At 30.1% G+C, this 20,562-nt stretch carries 17 protein-coding genes; 12 read left to right on the top strand and 5 right to left on the bottom strand.

The window, feature by feature from the left end:
• Positions 1-278: 278 nt before the first annotated feature.
• The 11 genes from LPB248_RS00780 (at position 279) to LPB248_RS00730 (ending at position 13,318) form a co-directional block, all read left to right on the top strand.
• Positions 279-3,221, top strand: a complete 2,943-nt coding sequence (locus LPB248_RS00780; protein ID WP_177209717.1) for an Ig-like domain-containing protein — start codon at positions 279-281, stop codon at positions 3,219-3,221.
• Positions 3,222-4,234: 1,013 nt separating this feature from the next.
• Positions 4,235-4,381: a hypothetical protein gene (locus tag LPB248_RS00775; RefSeq protein ID WP_177209716.1), complete on the top strand. Its 147-nt coding sequence runs from the start codon at positions 4,235-4,237 to the stop codon at positions 4,379-4,381.
• A gap of 153 nt (positions 4,382-4,534) precedes the next feature.
• Positions 4,535-5,431 carry a DUF6625 family protein gene (locus tag LPB248_RS00770; RefSeq protein WP_177209715.1) on the top strand — a complete coding sequence of 299 codons (897 nt, stop codon included), beginning with the start codon at positions 4,535-4,537 and terminating at the stop codon, positions 5,429-5,431.
• A 475-nt stretch (positions 5,432-5,906) separates the two neighbouring features.
• Entirely contained in the window at positions 5,907-6,737 is an 831-nt protein-coding gene (locus tag LPB248_RS00765; RefSeq protein WP_177209714.1) for a DUF6625 family protein, read from the top strand.
• A 139-nt stretch (positions 6,738-6,876) separates the two neighbouring features.
• Positions 6,877-7,041: a hypothetical protein gene (locus tag LPB248_RS00760; protein WP_177209713.1), complete on the top strand. Its 165-nt coding sequence runs from the start codon at positions 6,877-6,879 to the stop codon at positions 7,039-7,041.
• Positions 7,042-7,277: 236 nt separating this feature from the next.
• Positions 7,278-8,771, top strand: coding sequence for a thioredoxin domain-containing protein (locus LPB248_RS00755; protein WP_177209712.1), 1,494 nt, complete (start codon positions 7,278-7,280; stop codon positions 8,769-8,771).
• Positions 8,772-9,158: 387 nt separating this feature from the next.
• Positions 9,159-9,650 carry an SH3 domain-containing protein gene (locus LPB248_RS00750; RefSeq protein WP_177209711.1) on the top strand — a complete coding sequence of 164 codons (492 nt, stop codon included), beginning with the start codon at positions 9,159-9,161 and terminating at the stop codon, positions 9,648-9,650.
• Positions 9,651-9,812: 162 nt separating this feature from the next.
• Positions 9,813-10,631, top strand: a complete 819-nt coding sequence (locus LPB248_RS00745) for a hypothetical protein (RefSeq protein ID WP_177209710.1) — start codon at positions 9,813-9,815, stop codon at positions 10,629-10,631.
• Positions 10,632-10,841: 210 nt separating this feature from the next.
• Complete coding sequence (locus LPB248_RS00740) at positions 10,842-11,738, top strand: hypothetical protein (protein ID WP_177209709.1); 897 nt, start codon at positions 10,842-10,844, stop codon at positions 11,736-11,738.
• A gap of 82 nt (positions 11,739-11,820) precedes the next feature.
• Entirely contained in the window at positions 11,821-12,627 is an 807-nt protein-coding gene (locus tag LPB248_RS00735; RefSeq protein WP_177209708.1) for a hypothetical protein, read from the top strand.
• A 31-nt stretch (positions 12,628-12,658) separates the two neighbouring features.
• A complete protein-coding gene (locus tag LPB248_RS00730; protein ID WP_177209707.1) occupies positions 12,659-13,318 on the top strand; it encodes a hypothetical protein in 660 nt (219 codons plus the stop codon).
• Positions 13,319-13,376: 58 nt separating this feature from the next.
• Here LPB248_RS00730 and LPB248_RS00725 read toward each other — a convergent pair whose 3' ends face one another.
• Complete coding sequence (locus LPB248_RS00725; RefSeq protein ID WP_177209706.1) at positions 13,377-13,796, bottom strand: helix-turn-helix domain-containing protein; 420 nt, start codon at positions 13,794-13,796, stop codon at positions 13,377-13,379.
• A 182-nt stretch (positions 13,797-13,978) separates the two neighbouring features.
• Between LPB248_RS00725 and LPB248_RS00720 the strand changes: the two genes are divergently transcribed.
• Positions 13,979-14,539, top strand: coding sequence for a hypothetical protein (locus tag LPB248_RS00720; protein WP_177209705.1), 561 nt, complete (start codon positions 13,979-13,981; stop codon positions 14,537-14,539).
• A gap of 514 nt (positions 14,540-15,053) precedes the next feature.
• On the opposite strand, the gene LPB248_RS00715 is transcribed toward LPB248_RS00720, so the two are convergent.
• From LPB248_RS00715 to LPB248_RS00700, 4 genes are all read right to left on the bottom strand, one after another.
• Positions 15,054-16,265 (bottom strand): DUF2931 family protein, encoded by a 1,212-nt coding sequence (locus LPB248_RS00715; protein ID WP_177209704.1) that lies wholly within the window; start codon positions 16,263-16,265, stop codon positions 15,054-15,056.
• A gap of 310 nt (positions 16,266-16,575) precedes the next feature.
• Positions 16,576-18,651, bottom strand: a complete 2,076-nt coding sequence (locus tag LPB248_RS00710; protein ID WP_177209703.1) for a phospholipase effector Tle1 domain-containing protein — start codon at positions 18,649-18,651, stop codon at positions 16,576-16,578.
• Between the two features lie 5 nt (positions 18,652-18,656).
• Entirely contained in the window at positions 18,657-19,151 is a 495-nt protein-coding gene (locus tag LPB248_RS00705) for a DUF4280 domain-containing protein (RefSeq protein ID WP_177209702.1), read from the bottom strand.
• An 18-nt stretch (positions 19,152-19,169) separates the two neighbouring features.
• Positions 19,170-20,327: a hypothetical protein gene (locus LPB248_RS00700; RefSeq protein WP_177209701.1), complete on the bottom strand. Its 1,158-nt coding sequence runs from the start codon at positions 20,325-20,327 to the stop codon at positions 19,170-19,172.
• Positions 20,328-20,562: the final 235 nt, after the last annotated feature.

Here is a 20,562-nt window from a genome sequence, read left to right as displayed (position 1 = left end):
AATTGTAAGTAAATTTTTAAAAACAAATAGGATTAAAAATAAGGTTGTTTTTTTATATTCTCATTTTCAGGACCTTAAATTATCAAATTTGCATCTATATTGATTCTTGATTTTTTATTTTGGCTAAGAGTGTATTTGATTGATTTTTAGTCTTTTATAGTTATTAAGTCTTTGTGTTGATCTTGATTTTTTGTCCATTTTTACCTTAATTTCTTTTTTAAGTATAGTTTCGTTATGACCTTTTTGTAAGGCACTAACTATTTAATAAACCAAAATTTATGAGAAACAAATTACATTTTATTTTTTTGAGAAGAGTCCAATATTACCATATTATATTATGGTTTTTTTTTCTTCTTTTTGCTTCAGGTTCCTATGCCCAGCGTGGTTATTATGATGCACCGTATAAAAGATACGAAGCAGATTTAGGCCAATTGTCTAATGGTGCTTCAGTTACTGCAAAATCATACAGTCAGGGCGATCTTCAGTCAGAAGCTTCAGGTCAGCAGTGTGTGAATATGTCTGCGACTAATGCGACCGTTCAATGGATGCTTAGTGAAGCTGCTGATGGATTAGTAATTCGTTATAGTGTTCCTGACGGGCAATCCGGAACTATTGGGGTTTATAATGGCAACACAAAGCTTACAACGCTTACTTTAACTTCAACCTGGTCTTGGGAATATTTGTGGAGCAACGGAAATCCGAACAATAACGGAATTACAAATCAAAACCCAAGAATGCGTTTTGATGAAGTTCGTTATAAACTTCCTGCTAAAATTGCTGTAAACGGAACATTAAAATTGGTGAGAGAATCAGGTAATGTCCATATTGATTTTGCAGAAATGGAACCAGTGCCAACAGCTGTTACAGCTCCTGCAGGTGCCGTAACTTATTCAGGAAATGGTAGTGATCTTCAAACTTTTATTGATGCAAATGGCGGAAAAAAAATATTTGTTCCAGCTGGGGTTTATAATGTTAACCGAGAATTATATTTTGGTTCAGCAAACACTTCGCTAATTGGCGCAGGAATGTGGTACACACAGATTAATTTTACCAATACCAGTAGTTTAAATGGCGGATTACGTGCCAATGCAAGTAACATTTCGTTCACAGATTTATATCTTACAACAAATTCAGCTTCGAGAAGTAATTCTTATAAAGCAATAAATGGAGTTTTTACAAGTGGTTCAATAGTAAAAAATATCTGGGCAGAACATTTTGAATGTGGTGCCTGGATTGCGCAATACAATTCTGGTGGGCCGGCAATTGCTGACGGATTTACATTATCGCACTGTCGTTTTAGAAATAATTATGCTGATGGAATCAATCTTTGTAAAGGAACAGCGAATTCAATTGTAGAACATTGTAATTTTAGAAACAATGGAGACGATGATCAGGCGATTTGGTCTGCTGACGGACTCGAATGTATCAATAATACATTTAGATACAATACTTCAGAAAACTGTTGGCGCGCTTGTGGACTTGCTATTTACGGAGGGAAAAATAACAAAGGTTACAATTTAATTATCAAAGACAATCTGGAAGCAGGAATTAGAGTGAGTAATAATTTTCCGGGAGCACCATTTAACAACGATGGTATGCACGAAATTCATGATATTACCGTAACAGCCTGCGGAACTTTTAATGATACCTACAATAATCCCGTGGCGGCAATTGATATTTTTAGTGCTACGAATGCCGGAAGTCAAGTTAAGAATGTTCAGCTTTACAGCATTGATATTATAGATTCAAGAAACGATGCTATTTCTATTAGTAAAAGATCGGGAGATGGTATTTATAATCTTTCTTTTAAAGACATAACCGTTAACGGAACGGGTAAAGAATATCCAAATAACAATGTATTGAACAGAAACTGGGGCAGAGGCTATTTTGTACTTATTGCAGGTTCTCCAAGCGGAAATGGTACTTATTGTAATATGAATTATTCTAATAGAGGCGGAAATGCCACAACTAATGAAGAAATTAGTGCAATTGGTACATTTTCATGGACGCAGGGTGGAAACTGTTCAACTACAAATGTTCCGGTTTCAGGTGTAACGCTTTCGCCAGGAACAGTAACTCTAGGCGTTGGTGCTACACAGCAATTAACTCCTACTGTTTCTCCGGCCAGTGCTACCAATAAAACAGTAAGTTATAGTTCAAATAATACCGGTGTTGCAACAGTAAGTGGTTCAGGTTTAGTAACTGCAGTTGCTTCGGGATCTGCTACCATTACTGTAACGACTCAGGATGGTAATAAAACGGCCAATTCTGTAATAACAGTAAACTCATCAAATGTAGCAGTAACAAGTGTGAGTTTAAGTCCTTCATCAGCGACATTAGCTGTAGGTGGAACACAGCAGCTAACACCAACAGTTTTGCCTTCAAACGCAACTAATAAATCAGTTAATTATACTTCAAGCAATACAGGTGTGGCAACGGTTAATTCATCAGGATTAGTAACTGCAGTTTCAGCAGGTACCGCTACAATTACTGTAACAACAGTTGATGGAAATAAAACGAGTACTGCAACAATTACTGTAAATGCCGCAACAGGAAGCTATTTTACAATTAAAAACAAATGGACAGGTAATTATTTATATGATGCCGGAAACAATGTAGGATACGGTCCAACAGTTGCAGACAATACTTATAAATGGGAAAAAGTGGCCGTTGATGCTACATACTATATGATAAAAAATGTAGGTACAGGAGATGTAATGCATATTGAGAATTTAACCGGTGCAGTGCAATGTACAGTAGGTCAATCCAGCTGGTCGAGTGCGCAATGGTCTTCTGAAAATGTAGACGCAACTTGGGTAAGAATCAAAAACAGATGGCAGTCAGGAGCAATGATTCATATTGAAAACCTAAATGGCTCTGCACAATATCTTGGAGGTCAGAATAATTGGGAAAGTGCACAATGGCAGTTTCAAAACACTTCGACATCGAAAAAAGTGAATCCTGTTGAAGTTACGGTGGAGAATTCTGAAGTTAGCATTTATCCAAATCCTTCAATTGATAATGAATTTAATATTGTTTTGCCACCACTGGAAGCAGGTGATACAGCAATTGTAACAGTTACCGATAGCACCGGAAGAAAAGTTTTGGTAAACAGAATCAGTTCATCTTCAAAAATCAGTCATCATTTAGCTACTGGAATATATATTGTGACAATTAACTCTAATACATTTAATGTTTCTAAAAAATTGATTATTAAATGATAGATTAAAATTCATAAAAGGAACTGCAGATAAATTTATAATTAAATTTCATCATAATGAGCTCGATATTGTATCGGGCTCATTCTCATTTTCAGCTCTCCAAAGAGTTCTTATAAAGAGATGTATGAATGTCTCTTACCAGATCACATAGATTTAGCTCAGCAACGATAGCGCGGATTTGTAATCCGTGCCCACAAAGATTGGTAGTTATTTTTGAAGTAAAAATATTCTCATAGATTTATTTCAGCAACTATACAACGATAGCGCGAATTTGTAATCCATGGATAGATATATTTACAAGACTAAATCAGAAAAATATTTGTAACTTTTGCTTTAGTGATTGGCTTTGCGTCTTACTGCTGCGGGCACGGATTACAAATTCGCGCGATCGGGTGATTAGAAAACCAGTGAATTAACTTCACTGGTTTTTTTGTGGATAAGTATAGCTTTTATCATAAATTGTAAATTTCGCTTTAGCGAGCGCCTCGCTCGTGCCCAATTCATAAAATCAATTTGCATTATTACTTAGAAATAATTGTCGTTAATCAATTTCTGAATTCAAAACATATGCTCACGAGTGAAACGCATGCGCTAGTGGAGGTAACGACTAGTAATTATTTTTTATTATAAAAAAACGCTACAAAAACACATCATTAAATTTTTTACTGATTTATAAAATATAGGAAATAATTGACTTTTTTCAAGTTAGTTAGATTTTTTTAAATTTTTCAGGATAGAAATGATAAGAAAAATATCATAAAAAAAATACATTTACAATTTATCTTAAGGTATGAAATGAATGCAAAAAGATTTCTTTACCGTAAAATAATAATGGTAATAGATAGATTAAATTGAGAATTTTCTTCGTGAAGAACTATTTAATGAACTAAAAAATGAGACAATATTCTCTTAAAATAATTTTTTTTTAAGTAAATCAAGTGCACGTGATTGAAGGTAAAAAAGAATATAATTAACTATTAAATAAAAAATAAAATTCTATGAAAAAATTAAAAATGAGTTTGGCTAATGCACAGACAAAATTGACAAGAAATGAAATGAAAATCATTATGGCGGGAAGTGGAAGTGGTCCTTCTAAATGTTATAAAGATGATAGATGCCCTAGTGGTTACAGTGATGGTTGGTTCTGTATCATCTGTTAAAAAATAAGCATAGTTTCACCTCTATTGAGGTGAAACTATATTATAGAAAAAACGTAAGTTTTATGTTTATTCTAAAGTATTCAATAAACTATTAAAAGGTATTTTGAGTAAGTTTAAATAAATTGATTTAGAATCTTAAAGCGGTATAACAAAATGAATAATTCGCATTCAATTGCAATGATCACATGTTGGTATGGAGTTTATCCATGGTATTTTCCTTATTTTATTAAGTCTTGTAGTTATAACCCAACGATAGATTTTTTTATAGTTACTGATAATAGAGAAGAAATATTTGATAAACCTGATAATGTTATAATTATAGATATGACATTAGAAGAGTTTAAAATTAATGCAACAAAAAAATTAGGATTTGATATAGTATTAAACAACCCTTATAAATTATGTGATTATAAGCCTGCTTACGGGTTTTTATTTTCGGATCTTATAGCTTCGTACGATTTCTGGGGACATGGAGATATTGATATGGTTTATGGAGATATTAGAGGGTTTATTACAGATGAATTATTGGAAAATTATGATATTATAAATACACGTCATGATTTTATAACAGGAACATTTTGTTTATATCGCAATAATGAAAAAATGAACATGCTATTTACAGAGAGCAGGGATTACAAACATGTTTTTACACAAGAACAACATTTTTCTTTTGTTGAATGTAACTTCTTATATCATGAGTTAAGTATGGGATATTCTATTTTTGATTTTCCTTCAAATATTCAGAGCATGACATATCTTGCAATGAAAGGTAATCAAAATGGAGATTTTAGAGTCTTTTTTGATCATATAATAGCACAGGGAATGTCAAATAGGATAAGATGGGATAATGGAATAATTTTATTTAAAGATCAGTTTGAGTGTCTGTTTTATGATATGATTGATTATAAGGTAAAATGTAAAAATAAGAAAGTAACTTATCCAATTCCAGATATTTTTTATTTCAATAAAAAGGGGATAAATAAAAATAGTTTCATTAGGCTTTCATATTTAAGATTGCAAAAAAAGCTTCAAAAAATAATATTATTTTAGACTAAAAGTATAGATAGAAAATGCTTTACTACATAGGTCAATAATATTTTGCTTTTTAAGTTAAGCCTTAAGAAAATTCTTTTTTTACAAGTTTTAATTTTATAATTAATTTTAGAGATTCTGTCTCTTTTAAGTTAAAAACAAAGATTTTAATGGTGATTATTTCTTAAAATTACTATGATTAAATTTTGTCAAAAGCTTTCTCATCATTCGCAGACAGTAACTAAAGGATTTTTTTTATTAAAAAACACTACAAAAACACAACATTAAATTTTTACGGTTTTATTGAATTATAGGAAATGGTTGACTTTTCTATGGATTAGTTAATGTTTGTCTATTTTTCGGACTATTAATCATAAGAAAATTATCATAAAAAAAAATACATTTACATTCTATCTCGAAGTTTTAAATCAATGTAAATTATTACATATTCGATTAAAAATGAAAGTACAATTAGGTTAATTTAATAAAAAGAATGAAATTAAAATCAATAGCAGTCATTACATGTTGGTACGGAGATTATCCTTGGTATCTTCCTTATTACATACATTCATGTAGATTTAACCCAACAATAGATTTTTATATAATCACCAATAATACCGAAATAATACCTAATAAACCTGATAATGTTAAAATTATTTTCAGAGAGCTGGAAGATATAATTAACTCGGCATCTGAGAAATTAGGTTTTAAAATAAACATTGATTATCCCTACAAGTTATGCGATTTTAAGCCAGCATATGGTTTTTTGTTTCCAGAAATTATAAATGGATATGATTTTTGGGGGCAAAGTGATTTAGATATAATTTACGGAGACGTTCGTGATTTTATCAATCAGGACATGCTGAATCAATATGATTTTATAAGTCTTCGTCATGATTATACTACTGGATGCTTTGCATTATATAAAAACAATGACTTAATGAACACTTTTTTTATGAGGAGTAAGGACTTTAGAAGAGTTTTTTCTAACTCAGAACATTTTTGTTTTGACGAATGTAATTTTGCATGGGATGAATTAACAGAAGGTAACTCAATATTTGACATTAATACGGAAATCGAAAGTTTTACGCATATTATCAGAAAAGCACAACTTACTAAGGAAATAAATGCTCATTTCGATTTTATTCTCATTGAAGGACTAACTGGTAGAATCACCTTCGATAATGGAAGAATTTATTATAAAAATGAATTTGAAGGTGTGATGTATCATTTATTTTGGTTCAAAAAAAATTATATCCCGCTCAAAAAACCTAGAAAAATACCTGATAAATATTATATAAGTAAAAAAAGCATCTACTACTAAAATTGCTTTATAAATATAAAAAGAGAGAAAAATTCTCCTGAAAAAGATATTCTTTACATAAATCAAGTGCACGTGATTGAAGGTAAAAAGAATATAATTAACTATTTAATAAAAACAAAATTCCATGAAAAAATTAAAAATGAATCTGGCTAATGCTCAGTCTAAGTTAACAAGAAATGAAATGAAAATTATTATGGCAGGAAGTTTCTCTGGCGGAAAACCTTGTCGCAGTAACTCACAATGTTCTAGTGGTTGTGACGATGGTTGGTATTGCAGTGATTGCGGTACTTGCACTAAACCATAATTAGTTGAAAATGAGTTTCACCTCAATTGAGGTGAAACTACCATTATTTAAAAACATAATAAACTGAGAACAAATAAAGACTTTATAGCCAAAGAATTAAAATTCCAACAAAATAAGCCATTAAAATGACTGAAAATTTCAATTATCTTTTTCAATATTTAGAAAAAGAAGATATAAAAATTGATAAAGCTGAATTCCTGTTTCAGATTGAATCGCATCCTGATTACCCTTCAATATTGGCTATTGCTGATGCTTTGTCTTTTTTTAATATTAAAAATGGTGTAATTAGGGTTGATGTTTCTGAAATAGAATTATTGCCGGAATATTTTATTGCTGTTTTGAAAGAGCATAAGGATAAACCATATAATGCACCAGAACTCTATTTTGTTAAAAAAGATGGAGCCAGTTATTTTTACAATAAAGATAAAGAAGTCATCGAAATAACTAAAGATGAATTAGAATCAAGATGGAACGGAATTGTATTTTTAGTAGAAAAAGAAGAAACAACAATTTTAGTTACTCAAAAAAAAAGTAATATACTTTTGAGCCTCCCATTATTAGGTGTTTTGTTCTTTTTATCAACGTTGTTTGTTCTAGAAGAGAATTTTATAACCAAATTATTTCTAATTTTTCCTTTATTTGGGATTCTGTTTTCTGTAGCAGCGCTTAAAAATTTATTTGGAGCAAAAAGTGAATTGATAAATAAGTTTTGCAATATTTCATCTAATGCAAGTTGTGCAACTGTAGTAAATTCATATAAATGGGAGATTTTTAAATTCTTGAATTTTAGTGATTTGAGCGTTATATTCTTCACATTTCAGTTTTTAGGACTTTTTGCGCTTTTACTTTTTGGAGATACAATTACATTTTTCTCGGTTCAAAAAATCTTATTATTGTTATCATTGCCTGTAGTTCTGCTTTCATTATACTATCAAAAGTATGTTGAAAAAAAATGGTGCCCAATTTGTTTAGTTATTATTGGGATTACAATATTAGAGTTAATTTATTTGGCTGTATTTCAAGTAAATGATTTTGCTATTTCATATAAATCATTAATTGTTTTAGGACTTGTTTTCTCTACAGTAGCTTTAACTTGGTTCACCTTAAAAAAAATACTATTAAAGCAAAAAGAGTTAAAAGAATTTCAGTTATCCAGTAATAGATTTATACGTAATTATGAAATTTTTAAAAAAGTATTAGTATCTGATCGTAAAATGGAATTACCATATAGTCCAATTATTATAGGAAACGAAGACAGTAATACCGAAATAACAATTATTACAAGTCCTTTTTGTGGGTATTGTGGAAAAGTTCATGAAATTCTGGAAGAGATATTAGAATCAAATGCCAATAACCTAAAAATAAAAGTTATAATAAGTGTTAATATTGATGTTTTGGACGAAGAAAAGAAACTTTTTTATAGAAGTTTAATAGGAATTTATTTTGAGAAAGGACCTGTTTCTTTTTTTGAGGCTTTACATTATTGGTTTGAAATTAAAGATTTAAAAGATTGGATAAAAAGATATGAATTACCTTTTGATAGTCAGAAAATAGATTTAATTTATAGACAACAAAATGAGTGGTGTAAAAATAATGGCATTAACTTTACCCCAGCTCTTTTTATAAATGGATATCAGTACCCAAAAACATACGACAGAGAAAATCTCAGATTTTTTGTAAATGATCTGGTGGAGGACGATTTTTTTGTAGAAGAGTTTATTAATTATTAGATATTTTTTAATGTAAAAACAAAAAACAGAGTGACATTAATTTTTATCAAAATATTTGCATCTAAATTTAGCGATGATAAATATATAAAATCACTATTTCACCTTGCTGGCGCGAGCGTCCCGTTCGTGAGCCCCATCTTTTAAAACATTTAATATTCATGCGCATACGTTTGTACTACCTAAAGGATTGATGAAAAAAAAACAGTGAATTAACTTCACTGTTTTTTTTTATGGATAAATCTCTAATTATGGAAAACCGTATATTTTTCTAAAAAGCTTTCTTTAGGTTTGTCTGAAATAAAACGATTTATTATGATTAGAATAATTTTTGCTTATACATTTTTCTTTTTTACAGCACTAACCTCGAGTGCACAGAACAATAAGCTAGTGGCAAGCTGTTGCGATGGAAAACCTAAAGAGGAAGGCAGATGTACTGGCAGTGCATATTGCAGTGCCTGTTCGAACTGCAGTAGGTGTGCACATTGCTCGAACGGTGGAAGTTGCGGGGTATGCGCTTCATATTCGCCACCCGTTAGGTACACAGCAGCACCTAAAGCTACGAAGAGCAGGACTGTAAATCCGTCAGCAAAATCTGCAGCAGTTTCTTTTACTTCCGAGCCGTCTGTTAAATCCAAAACAAAAAAAGAAGCTGTAGCAAAAAAAGCGGTGATTACATATAGTCCCGAAGATATGCTGGCCGTAAATGTGGAAAACCTTAAGTTGCGTGAAGGACCAGGAAATGAATATAATGTAATAGAAAACCTTAAAAAATATGTTATCTTAATGGTTATTGCTATTGATGGAGAATGGTTGCAGGTGAAGGGGATTCAATCAGGTAATTTTGGATATGTGAACGCGAAGTATGTTTATAAGATGTAGAGTGTCGGGGTGCTTTTTTTTAAAATTTGTTAGGATATACTTTGCGGGCACGGATTGCAAATCCGCGCGATCGGTTTTTTTATTTTTATGAAGGGAGTATTTTTTGCAAGATTAATTATTTTTAATTTAGTGCATTAAATGTATGATAGAAAGATTTATTATATGGAGACGTTAGCTGAAAAGTATAGATCGTTGCAATTAGCCAGTTTAAATTCAATGAAGAGTTATACGTGTATGCTCTTGACAAATATTCCTAATCATAAAGTTTATGGGACAGGAGTTTTTATTCAGATTCAAAACCACTATTTTCTTATTTCTGCAGCTCATGTTTTTGATAATTATAGAGATTTATTTATTCCTTTATCACAAGATTATGAAATAATTAAGGCTGGAGGTAAAACTTTTCATAATAGCAAAACAAACAGAGAGAAAGATGGAATTGATATAGCTGTTATGAAACTAGATGATCAATGTGTTCCTCATCTTTTACGTACTTATAACTTTTTGCAAGCTGATGATCTAGCTATTAATCATATATTTCGAAGTGAAGAGTATTACACGTTTCTAGGTTATCCTACCACAAAATCAAAAGTTTTATATAAAAGCGATATTTTCGATTCTACCTCTTTTTTCCATTTTACTACTCCTAAAAGCAAGAATGATGATTATTTAAAAATTAACAGAAATCCTGCGGTTAATGTTATTACATCATATAATAGAAAGCTTTCATTTAATCACAAAAAAATGATGTTTGGAACAGGTCCAGATTTACACGGTATTAGTGGCTGTGGTCTCTGGTTTACAGATCCTTTAGATATATTGACAGGAATTGTGAAACCCAAATTAACTGCAATAATGACTGATTGGCCAATTAAAAATAGAGGTATTATTATTGGGACACGTATTGACATTATTACTGGTATTATACGAAAGTATCTTGATATTGATTTTCCTGAATCGAGAATTGTAAGGGTCAATTAAAGACCAACTCTTCGAAGTGCTTAACAGAAAACTATGCAAATGTCTCTGACTTTGCATAATTTTTAAATGAAAACTGCTAAAAAGTACCTGCTTTTTTAGCGGGATATATTTATAGTGTTAAAAATAAATTTAAAGGTTTTTTAAGTGCGCAAAATAACTGCGTACTACAAGAATATCTTTGCTTCATAATTAATTAACTAAACTAAAAAAATGGAAAGTAACTTTGATAAAATGCAAAAGATTGCGGGAATTAATGCAAGATTTAATCAGTTTTCTAAACTAGCTAATTCAATTCCAGAAAATGTAAGGCAAATGATTGAATTGCAGAATAAGTTTAAATCTACAATCCCTAGTTTTGAATTTCCTAAAATTGAATTTCAAATTATGTCGATTCCGAGTTTTGTTATACCAAAAATTGAAATACCAAAGTTTGGCAATTTGTTTAATGATGAATTTTTAGAAACTTTAAGACTAATTTCTACCATTCCGGAAAGAATAAAAAATAACCCGGAATTGCAATTTGGTTTTATTAGCGATTTAGAAATATTAAATTTAAGATCTGCGGCGGAATTAAAGGAATCATTAACATCTGATTTAACAGACACTGATATTAAAGAAAAAGAAAAAATTTTGAATGATAATCTTATACCATATTTAGAAAATCATAACCTTGAAAACCTTTGGATTGGAGCAGGGCAAGCTCTTGAATCTGAAAATAATCCCGATAGATTAAGGCAATGTTTAATTTCTTTGAGAACTATTCTAGAATATTTAATTGATGAAAAATTAGCACCACTTGAGAAAATAAAAGATGCTCAAATGTTTGAAAGTAATTTCAGAAAATATCATTTAGGAAAGCAAAGAATAGAGTCGATAAAAATTAAAAGAGAACAAAAGATAGAATATTTCACATCTAAATTTGAATTTCGAACACTAGACGATTTTACAAAAAATGAAATTCAATATGTTTGTAATTGTTACTCTATTTTATGTAATGTACATCAACCAAATATTGGATTAACAGAAAACCAAGTTAGAAGCTTAAAAGTAAAGACGGGAATAACAATTTGGTTGTTGGCATATTTATATGACATTTTAGAAGATTAAAGATAAATAAAACAGCAATTGATTTGAACAATAGACTTAATGAACATTGTTCATAATTTTAATAAACCATAATTGAAATAATATGATAAGACGAGACGATTTTATAAGTTTAAGATATGAAGTTGAAGAGGCTATTAACGAAGCTTTTGATTACGCTAAGAACCATGAAAAAAATGAAAATGATTACATTTTGTTCTTATCTCGTTCTTATTATTATAAAGATGATTCTATAAAAGGCTATTCCCCATGGCAATTTGATCGTTCTTCGGATGAATTATATGATAGACACAGAGTGGATTTTTTACTTTCATATCTTAATCAGCAATACAATTTTCAAACAGAAAATTCAGCAGATTCAAAATTTAGTTTGACAATAGAATTTATGATATATTGTCAAATATGGGAGTCAAAACATAACTTATATAATCTTAAAAAACTTGCTGATCTGTGTGATTCAAAAGATTACAGCTGGAATATAGATGATGGCAAAAATTCTAAAGCAATATTTATTAAAAACAATATTCTTAATAGTTTTCAAAAGCATAATTTGAAATTATACGAATTAATGAAAAAAGCTTACAGCTCCCAATTGAGAAATGCTTTTTCACATTCTCTTTTTAATTTCGGAATAAAGGGACATAATTTATATTTGGAAAATTATGATGGTAGAAGTGCTAATATTGAGTTTTTAAGTTATGATGATTGGACAATTCGTTTTTTGACTTCTACACTTATTCAAAATTGTTATCATAACAAGTTTTCATCTGAAATTGAATCTTTAGAAGATGGAAAGGAATATGAAGTAATTATGGAATATAATGGAGAAGAAGAAAATGGAATTATGTCATATGATAGAGAGCGTCGAAGATTTAATGGACGGATAAAATAACTCCATATAAATGTAATTACAATAAAAAGATATGCATAAAATTGAAACTTTAAAATTGCGAAATGAAAATCTAAATAGTAAACATTTTCTAAATCTTCCAGACGATACTCCCTATGGGAATTTAAATCTTAAATGGTTAGATGTAGTGCAACGATTTGATAGCATTAATGATTTAATTTCAGATCTGGATAAGTATTTTAAAATCATTAATATAAAAGATGCTAATGTGGAAACTGCTAACTTTATTTCTGACTTTTTTTACAAAGAAAAGTTCACAATAGAACAAATTTTTTATTGGTTACGTAAATCTACTGATGAACTTATTTCATTGTTATATGTTTTGGACTACCATAATTTAAATGGCGAATATCCAACTAATATAAAAATCGATTGTATAGGATTTTTGTTAAGTAGTACAAATTTTTATGTCGATTTTGTCAACAAATACAATCATTTACTAACCATATTAAATGAAGTAACAAATGCTTATAAACATTCGTTTGTTAATTCAGAAGTACACTCTTATCATGGGGTAGATTATCCTATAGCTTATGCATATTCTTTAAAACGTAATACTACTGAAAATAGTCCACAATTTTACAGTGTGGCTGTAAATGATTTTATAATTGATTATTGTAGATTTCTTCGGGATATAAAATATTTGATTCAAATTTTTGAACTCGAAGATTAGTATTAAAAAAGAGACTCTAAAAAGTCTCTTTGCGGAATTTATATATTTTAATAAATAATTATTTCCCAATCAATTTCTCAAGCCTCGCCATCATTTCATCTTTCTCCTTCAACATACGCTCGTACAAAGCAATTTTTTCATCATATAATTGAACAATTTTGTCCAAAGGATTGAAAGTAGGTTGGTGGCTAAATCCAGAAGCAACAGCATTATCTTTAAAATCTTGAAATGAATAAGTATTAGCAATAATATTCACTGCATGTTCCTCATCAAAATTCTGAAAAGCTTCAACAGGAATTTTCAATACTGCTGAAATTTGTTTCAGTAGGTTTTCTTCAATTACATCTTTTTGCTCGAGCATAGAAATTTTCTTTTGGTTCCAGTCTTCGCCCAGATCATAAGCCAAAGCTTCCTGCTTTATGTTAAGCATTTCTCTAAAACGTTTTACGTTTCTTCCCTGATGTATTTTCTGTTCCATAATGAGTATCAATTTTCTAAAGGTTCAAGATAAATTGGTCTAGATTAAAAATCCTAAGTTTCAAAGATAGAAAAATATACGGTAAAACCGAATCTATTTTTGTAAGATAATATATCTGTTTTCAGAATAGATTATCCTTTAGAAAGAACAGAATTTCGCTTTAGAATTTTAAACTATAAGCCATGAAAAAGAATAAAACAACCTTCGAAACTAGCTTTTGGGCAGGATATACGGCGGAAAATCCGTTTAGAGCAATCGATGCCTTTTTTACTTTTGCAGATCTCGATTATTACAAACAGAGTTTAAGCGAAGCGGTATTATACAGCTATAAAAGTAAAGTCTGCAAACAAGACAATCCTTCAGATGTTTTTGTTTTGTATACGGTTATCAAATCTTTCCTCAAAATTTGCTACTTTCTGAAAGAGAAAAGGAAGAAATGGAAAGTCGTGGCCCCTTTGCGATCTGAAACAGTTTTTCATCTTTCTTCCCTCACAAAAGAAGAGTACGAGAATCCCTTTATAGTATTTCAAAAAGCATTCGAAGAAAGAACGCCAGAAGAATTTGAATCATTTTTATATCAAATCTTAGAACTTACATTGTCTCCTCATGTCGCAGATTCTGACCGTGATGTAACGACGCCTTATATTTATGTCATAAAAATGCTCGATGCGGCAGAATTAATAAGAGAAAGGGGAGTCGAGAAAATCAGGAAACTGGATAAGGTGGTTTCAGTAACAGAATAAAATATCAAGATTACAAAAAAGCATAAAAAAATCCCATTTATTGGAAATGGGATTTTCAACTTTATTCTGCATTATTTACGTGCTTCGTTATTCACGAATATTAAAAATTAATCATTGCGACGCTTACAATTGCCATGAAAACAAAAAAAGGAATAGAAAATATTAATAAACCAATATTAATATTTCTTAATGTTAGGTTTTTCTGTCGATGAAAAAATATAGTTTCCTTTATTATAAATATGTTAAATATAAAAAATGGTAAACTTGAAACAAATGAAAAGAAAAAAATCTGTTGTAAACCTCTATAATTAGCATCCCCGAATATCGATATTAGATATAAGAAAAAGACAGGAATGACTAATCTAATTATTAAGTGTTTTATTATATTATTTTTCATTATTTAGATAAGTTTGTTGTATAGTGTGAATATTAATTAGTTTGAAAAGATTACTCGTCGATAACTTTTCTTTTAGGTTTTTCGATCTTTATAAGTTGAAGCAGAACAGAATTTTGTTTATTCTGCATCATAAACTTCCACTTTTGAGTTTGGTATTTCAACTTCTGAAGTTGGGGATTTTAAATATACTTTGCCAGAATAGACAGGTTTTTTGATGCTGCTTTTTATAATTTCTTTATTGAATTTAATATACAACTCAACATTTTCATTTTTATCAAAAAATGTTTTAAAACGCTCCATTAATTGATTATTGAAATTACGTTTCTCCAATGGATCTTTTATGTGGTCATTTTCACTCGTTGTTTTGCCATCAAGTAAATCAACCCAAATGCGAACTTCTAATTGTCTTGAAAATTGATCTTGTACAAAAATTACCATGCTTATAGGAACTGCTTTACCGACAACAGTATCGTTAAGAAATTCAATACCAGTATTGGTGTTGCTGATAACTTCGTTATTCATAAAAAAGATATCGTAATTGTATATTTTAAAGTCTGCTCTATTGGTGCCAATTTTAAAATGATATCTTTTCAGACGATTCTTGAAATATGTATTATTTATTTTGTTATTGGCTATTTCTTCCTGAACAAATAGAGGCATATCTTTTTGATAGTTTTTTATGACTTCCTTTCTATCTAAATTTTTACTGAAATCACCCCATTCAATGTCAAAGGTTTCATGTCCTTGATATGTTCCAATTTCTTTATTACCAATCCCGCCAATCCATAAAGTGACCAAACCTTCTGGAGCAAAGGCGACGGTTAGTGTATTATATTCATTTTTATATTCTACACCATCCATACCCATTGTAGTTCCATAATCTTTTTTAAAGATATCGTACATTTTTTTTTGAGGCAATTCGAAATCACCTGAAAAAAACTTATTTTCAGCATACGAAAACCAAGTGATTTGCATGCGTTCTGGAACTTTCTTTTTATCATCACCAACTACCATAGTACCGCTGCTGCTAGCTCCCCAACTATCGTTTAGATATTGTTCGCTTGGTATCCATGCAGTGGTGTTATCAGATAAAATAAAACTGCCATAGACAACCTCTACAGGACAAGTTTCATCGGCACTTGTTTCAGCCAACCATTCAAATTTTTCTATTTTTGTAAGCATTTCTTTTTGTTTTTCTGTATTTAAAAAATAATATGTTAATGGTATTTCCTTTTCTTTCCATATGTCATATCCTAATCTAGAAAGTAGTAGTATCGATAGTACTATGGCTATCAATAAATACAATTTATTTAAACTATTTATCTTCATAATATTAATTTAATTTGGCTTCATACCTTTGATGAATAGATACGTATACCAGGCTATTGATAGTATTGTAATACTTGCCAGTATAAGGAGTATGAATATTATTTTTGTTATTAATCGTTTAAATCCATGAATGGATGTATAGATTGCCAGTAGAATAGTTAGAACAGGAATCACTAGTATTAATCTATAAGAATAACCAAGATAATCAGGATAAAATAAGTAGGATAAAAATGAAATGAATACAATTAAGAATATTGATAATATTTTGTTTTTATTTTGATCTGACATTTTGTTTAAATTTCGTTTATATTTATCCATCAATCTTTTTTCTATAAGGCTTTCCGTCTTCATATCTGCCTCCTTTTCCATAGCTATCACAAGTTGATCGATGAAGGTATTTATTTCGTATAAAATGCAATTTTTCATTTTTAAACGTTACTGTTTTACTATGTGCTCCATCATTTGTAATTGCATAATTTAATAGCAAATTCTTTGCTTCTTCAAGGTCTTCAGGGACTTTGTAAGTCTCCTTTTTGCCTTTTTGCATTAGCGAGTTATCAAACATCATTTTATAATTTTCAGCAAGCTTAACCATTATAGAAAGGGGGATAAATTGATAGGATAGAGGTACTCTCCTAGTTGCCATATGTGTAGTAAATGTGACTCCCTTTTTTGAAGTTGTTGTAGTTACAATTTGTTCTCTTTCATACCAACCTTCTTTTATTAAAGTTTCTTTTATGTTATCAAAGCCCTTTTCTAAATGTAGTTTTCTTATTTCCTTTTCAATTTCGGCGTAACCTCCGCCAATGTCACTATGAACACCAGGAATAGAAAGTTCATAGCCAATTCCAGCATCAATAGAGCTTTTAATATTGGTAAGAGAAAAGTTTTCACGATATTCATCAGATGCGGTAATATGTATCACTTTTTTAATATTTCCTTCTAATTTTAAATTTAACTCTTGTATGTCATTGTTAAAATTAGGCGAAGTTGAAAAACTTTCGGAATAGGAGGAAACAGTGTCAAATAGCCCAACAAATTGTATTTTAAATTTGCTAGATTCTAGATCATACATATCCTGTAGCTTTCGTCTTTGTGATATAAAATTTCTTGCTGCAGCAGCGCCACGACTGAAACCAAAAACAGTTAGATCTATTTCATTAACAAATTGGTTTTCTTTTATAAATTTATCAGCTTTGAGTTTGTCAATTTTTTTCTTTATCTCCACAAAAGCTTTGTTTACTTTAACAGGAATTCCTGATTTATCACCGCTTCCAAAAGCATATCCATAAAAATCATCTTTATCATGATCCCTGGTGCCTTCTCCTTCAATGTAAACTTTTACTTTATTTTCACTGTTTTCTGCAAGGTTTATGTTGTGTAAAATAGCAATGTTAGAAAAATAGTTATCATAACTGCTTTCATTCCCATCATTATCCTCAAAAGCTTTTGCAGCTATTTCTTCTTTAGGAGTTAATAGTATTCCTTTTTTCTTTTTTTCATAAGCTAATCTGGCTTCAGTATTTTTCATATTATTTAAAGTACCATCAAAAAACACATTAACTGTTACTTTTACACCTACTTTTTCCTCAGGTTTCTTTTGCTTATCAGAAACAGTAACTTTTGCAACACTATTATTTTTAGGAGGTTCAATTGTTTTCTTGAGATCATTTATAATCTTAAGCTGTATGGTGTCTTGTATAGTGTCAATTTTGCCTATATACTTAACTTGAGCATAAAATTCATGTTCGTTTTCATCTCTATAATCTTTATCGTTCAGTATTTTTTGATATACTTTTATGTTGTTAAAGTATAGTTCTGCTTTTCCATATTTGTCAACAGGAGATGTGGTATAGGTTCCCATATTTCGAGAATTATTACCATGTCCATCCATGCCTTCGTCTTCCCAAATAGTTACTTGTAGCTTGTCTCCAACCGGAATATTTAATGTGTGAATAAACAAACGAACATTGTCACCATAACCAATTGCTTTACCGTTTAGGTCGCGATAATATTGGTCTTGCCATTTAAGATCTTCTATGCTTGGTGTTCCTGCAACTGGGGTAATATTCAGTTCTACAGTATCTTTTGCTCCATGAATATCGGTAAACGTAACGGCAATTGTATAATTGATTCCTATGCTTGCCTGATTAAAACTAACTCTGCCATCACCACCTAAATCTAAAAACAGTTTTCCGTTTTTTAAAAGCGTCCAATGCTGCTTTACAATTTTACTGCCATCTACTTCTTTATGGTTATCCTCTTTTTCATTTACATATAATTGCACTCCTTTTTTTTCTTGATCTTTAGCCGTCTTTGTATACATTAACAAATAAACATTTTTGCCAATTATAGGTCTAGAATCTCCTTTTATATAAAATTTCATAACTATTATTTTTTAGCTTCAGGTATTCCGTTTAGTTCATTTTGAAATTCCGCCATGTTTAACATCGGGTTTATTAAATTTTGAACATCTGGATTTGCATTGATGAAATTTTGCTCACTAGGCTCAGCTATTTGCCCGTGATTTTTAACTTCGATACAATCAGGTCCGCCAACTGGGCAAGCGCCTTTACTATCTTCTAGTAATGCTTTGCCATTATTAGACAAGGTTATTTTTTCATAAAAACCGCTCCATTTCGTAATTGTAGCTTGACATGGTAAATAATCTCCGCTTCCAGTAGGTAGCTTTTTACATTTTCCGAAAGTATTCTTTTCTAGAGTTTTACCTATCTCTTTATCTGTCGCTATAAGTTTTGCACTGCCATCTTTATCGTTTGCATAATGTTTATTTTGCGTTTTTACTTTTAATTTATCAAGTTCTGGCTCTACGCTAAATTTGCATTTTAGTGTTGCGCCGTTCACAACAATGTGTTTTTCGCTCATAATTTCTCTTATTCTTAATTAATGGAGTTTAAAAAGATCCTTGAAAAAACTTTCTTTTTTTACAGTTTCACCTATAAAAAAGTCATGATTTTGCGCAGATGCTGTAATTTTTTTATCATTGAGATTGTAGATTTTGACTGTCGCTTTTTTAGTAAAATCACCAATGATATCACATTCTAAACTTGCGCCCTCGATGTTATATGTATTTGGATTCAAATGGTAAATGGAATGATAGTTGCCAGAAAAAGTATTTTTTTCAAGAGCGCTTTTTTTTAATGTACTTAATAATGTGCCTTTTTTCTCAATTACGACCATATTTATATCATTTAGATACTCATCGATTTTTTGAGTTACCTTGAATGATATAAAATCATTTTTTGGCGTAATGGCAAAATCTGCCTCTGTTATGAAAGATAAATCTGAAGTGTAAGTAGTATGGATTCCACTAAAGAAAACGTTTAAAAACCAATCATCTGATAAACTGTGGAGTAGGCTTTCTTCTTCATTTAATATAGAATCGATCGTATCTAAATATTTATGTATAGCTAGACCCTCATTTTTTTCTATGATCCTTTTTCTTTTGGCAATCCATCGTTCGCGTATAGCACTAAAATTATGAATATCGATCCATTTGCCTTCTGGATTAACCACAATTAGTAAAGGATACAAAACATTTGAAACTTCTTCGGCTATAATATCTGTAAGGGCTTCAATTTGAGCATTATTTAAATATACTTTAGATATTCTATCAATTTCAAATAGAGAGTATCCATTTTTATCTTTTGTAATACGTTCTACGCTTACTTTGTATTTTATAGTTTGTATATGTTTATCGTTTTCAATTGTTTGAAGCACCATGTAGCTATTTTTGCCTCTTACATTATGGAAAGGTATTTTGAAACCATTATCAAAAGTTACTTTGGTTGGCTGTAAATTCTCTTGCTCATTATCTGATTCCTGTTTTGTTGGTTTTAAAAGAAGGAGTTCTAAATGACTTGGAAAATCAGCGTTTATTACATCGCAATCTTCAATGCAATTAAAATTATGATAATATCTAAGTTCTTCGAGTGTTATTCCAAGTTTATCCGCCACTGAAACAGGAGTGTCTTCTTTTTGTATCTTGTAAGTAAGGTATTTAACTACTCCGAACTTATCTAAAATTTCACCAATAATCATAGAAGTATGTAAGAATTTATTTCGGTTTTAAATATACGTATTTTTCTTACATTTAAAAGAAATAAAAATTTAAAGACAACAATTTAACATAATACTGAAAGGTAATTAGGTTGGTGTAGGACAAATGACTTTTGGTTGTTTGCTATAAAGTAATGTTCTGTAAACTGTAAAAACATGTTTAACAGTACTTTAATTTTTAAATAACACACATAATTTACCAGAAATATTATAAAAT

This window comes from Flavobacterium sp. LPB0248 (assembly GCF_013388355.1).
Classification (GTDB): Bacteria; Bacteroidota; Bacteroidia; order Flavobacteriales; family Flavobacteriaceae; genus Flavobacterium.
This window is presented reverse-complemented; position numbering and strand designations above follow the sequence as displayed.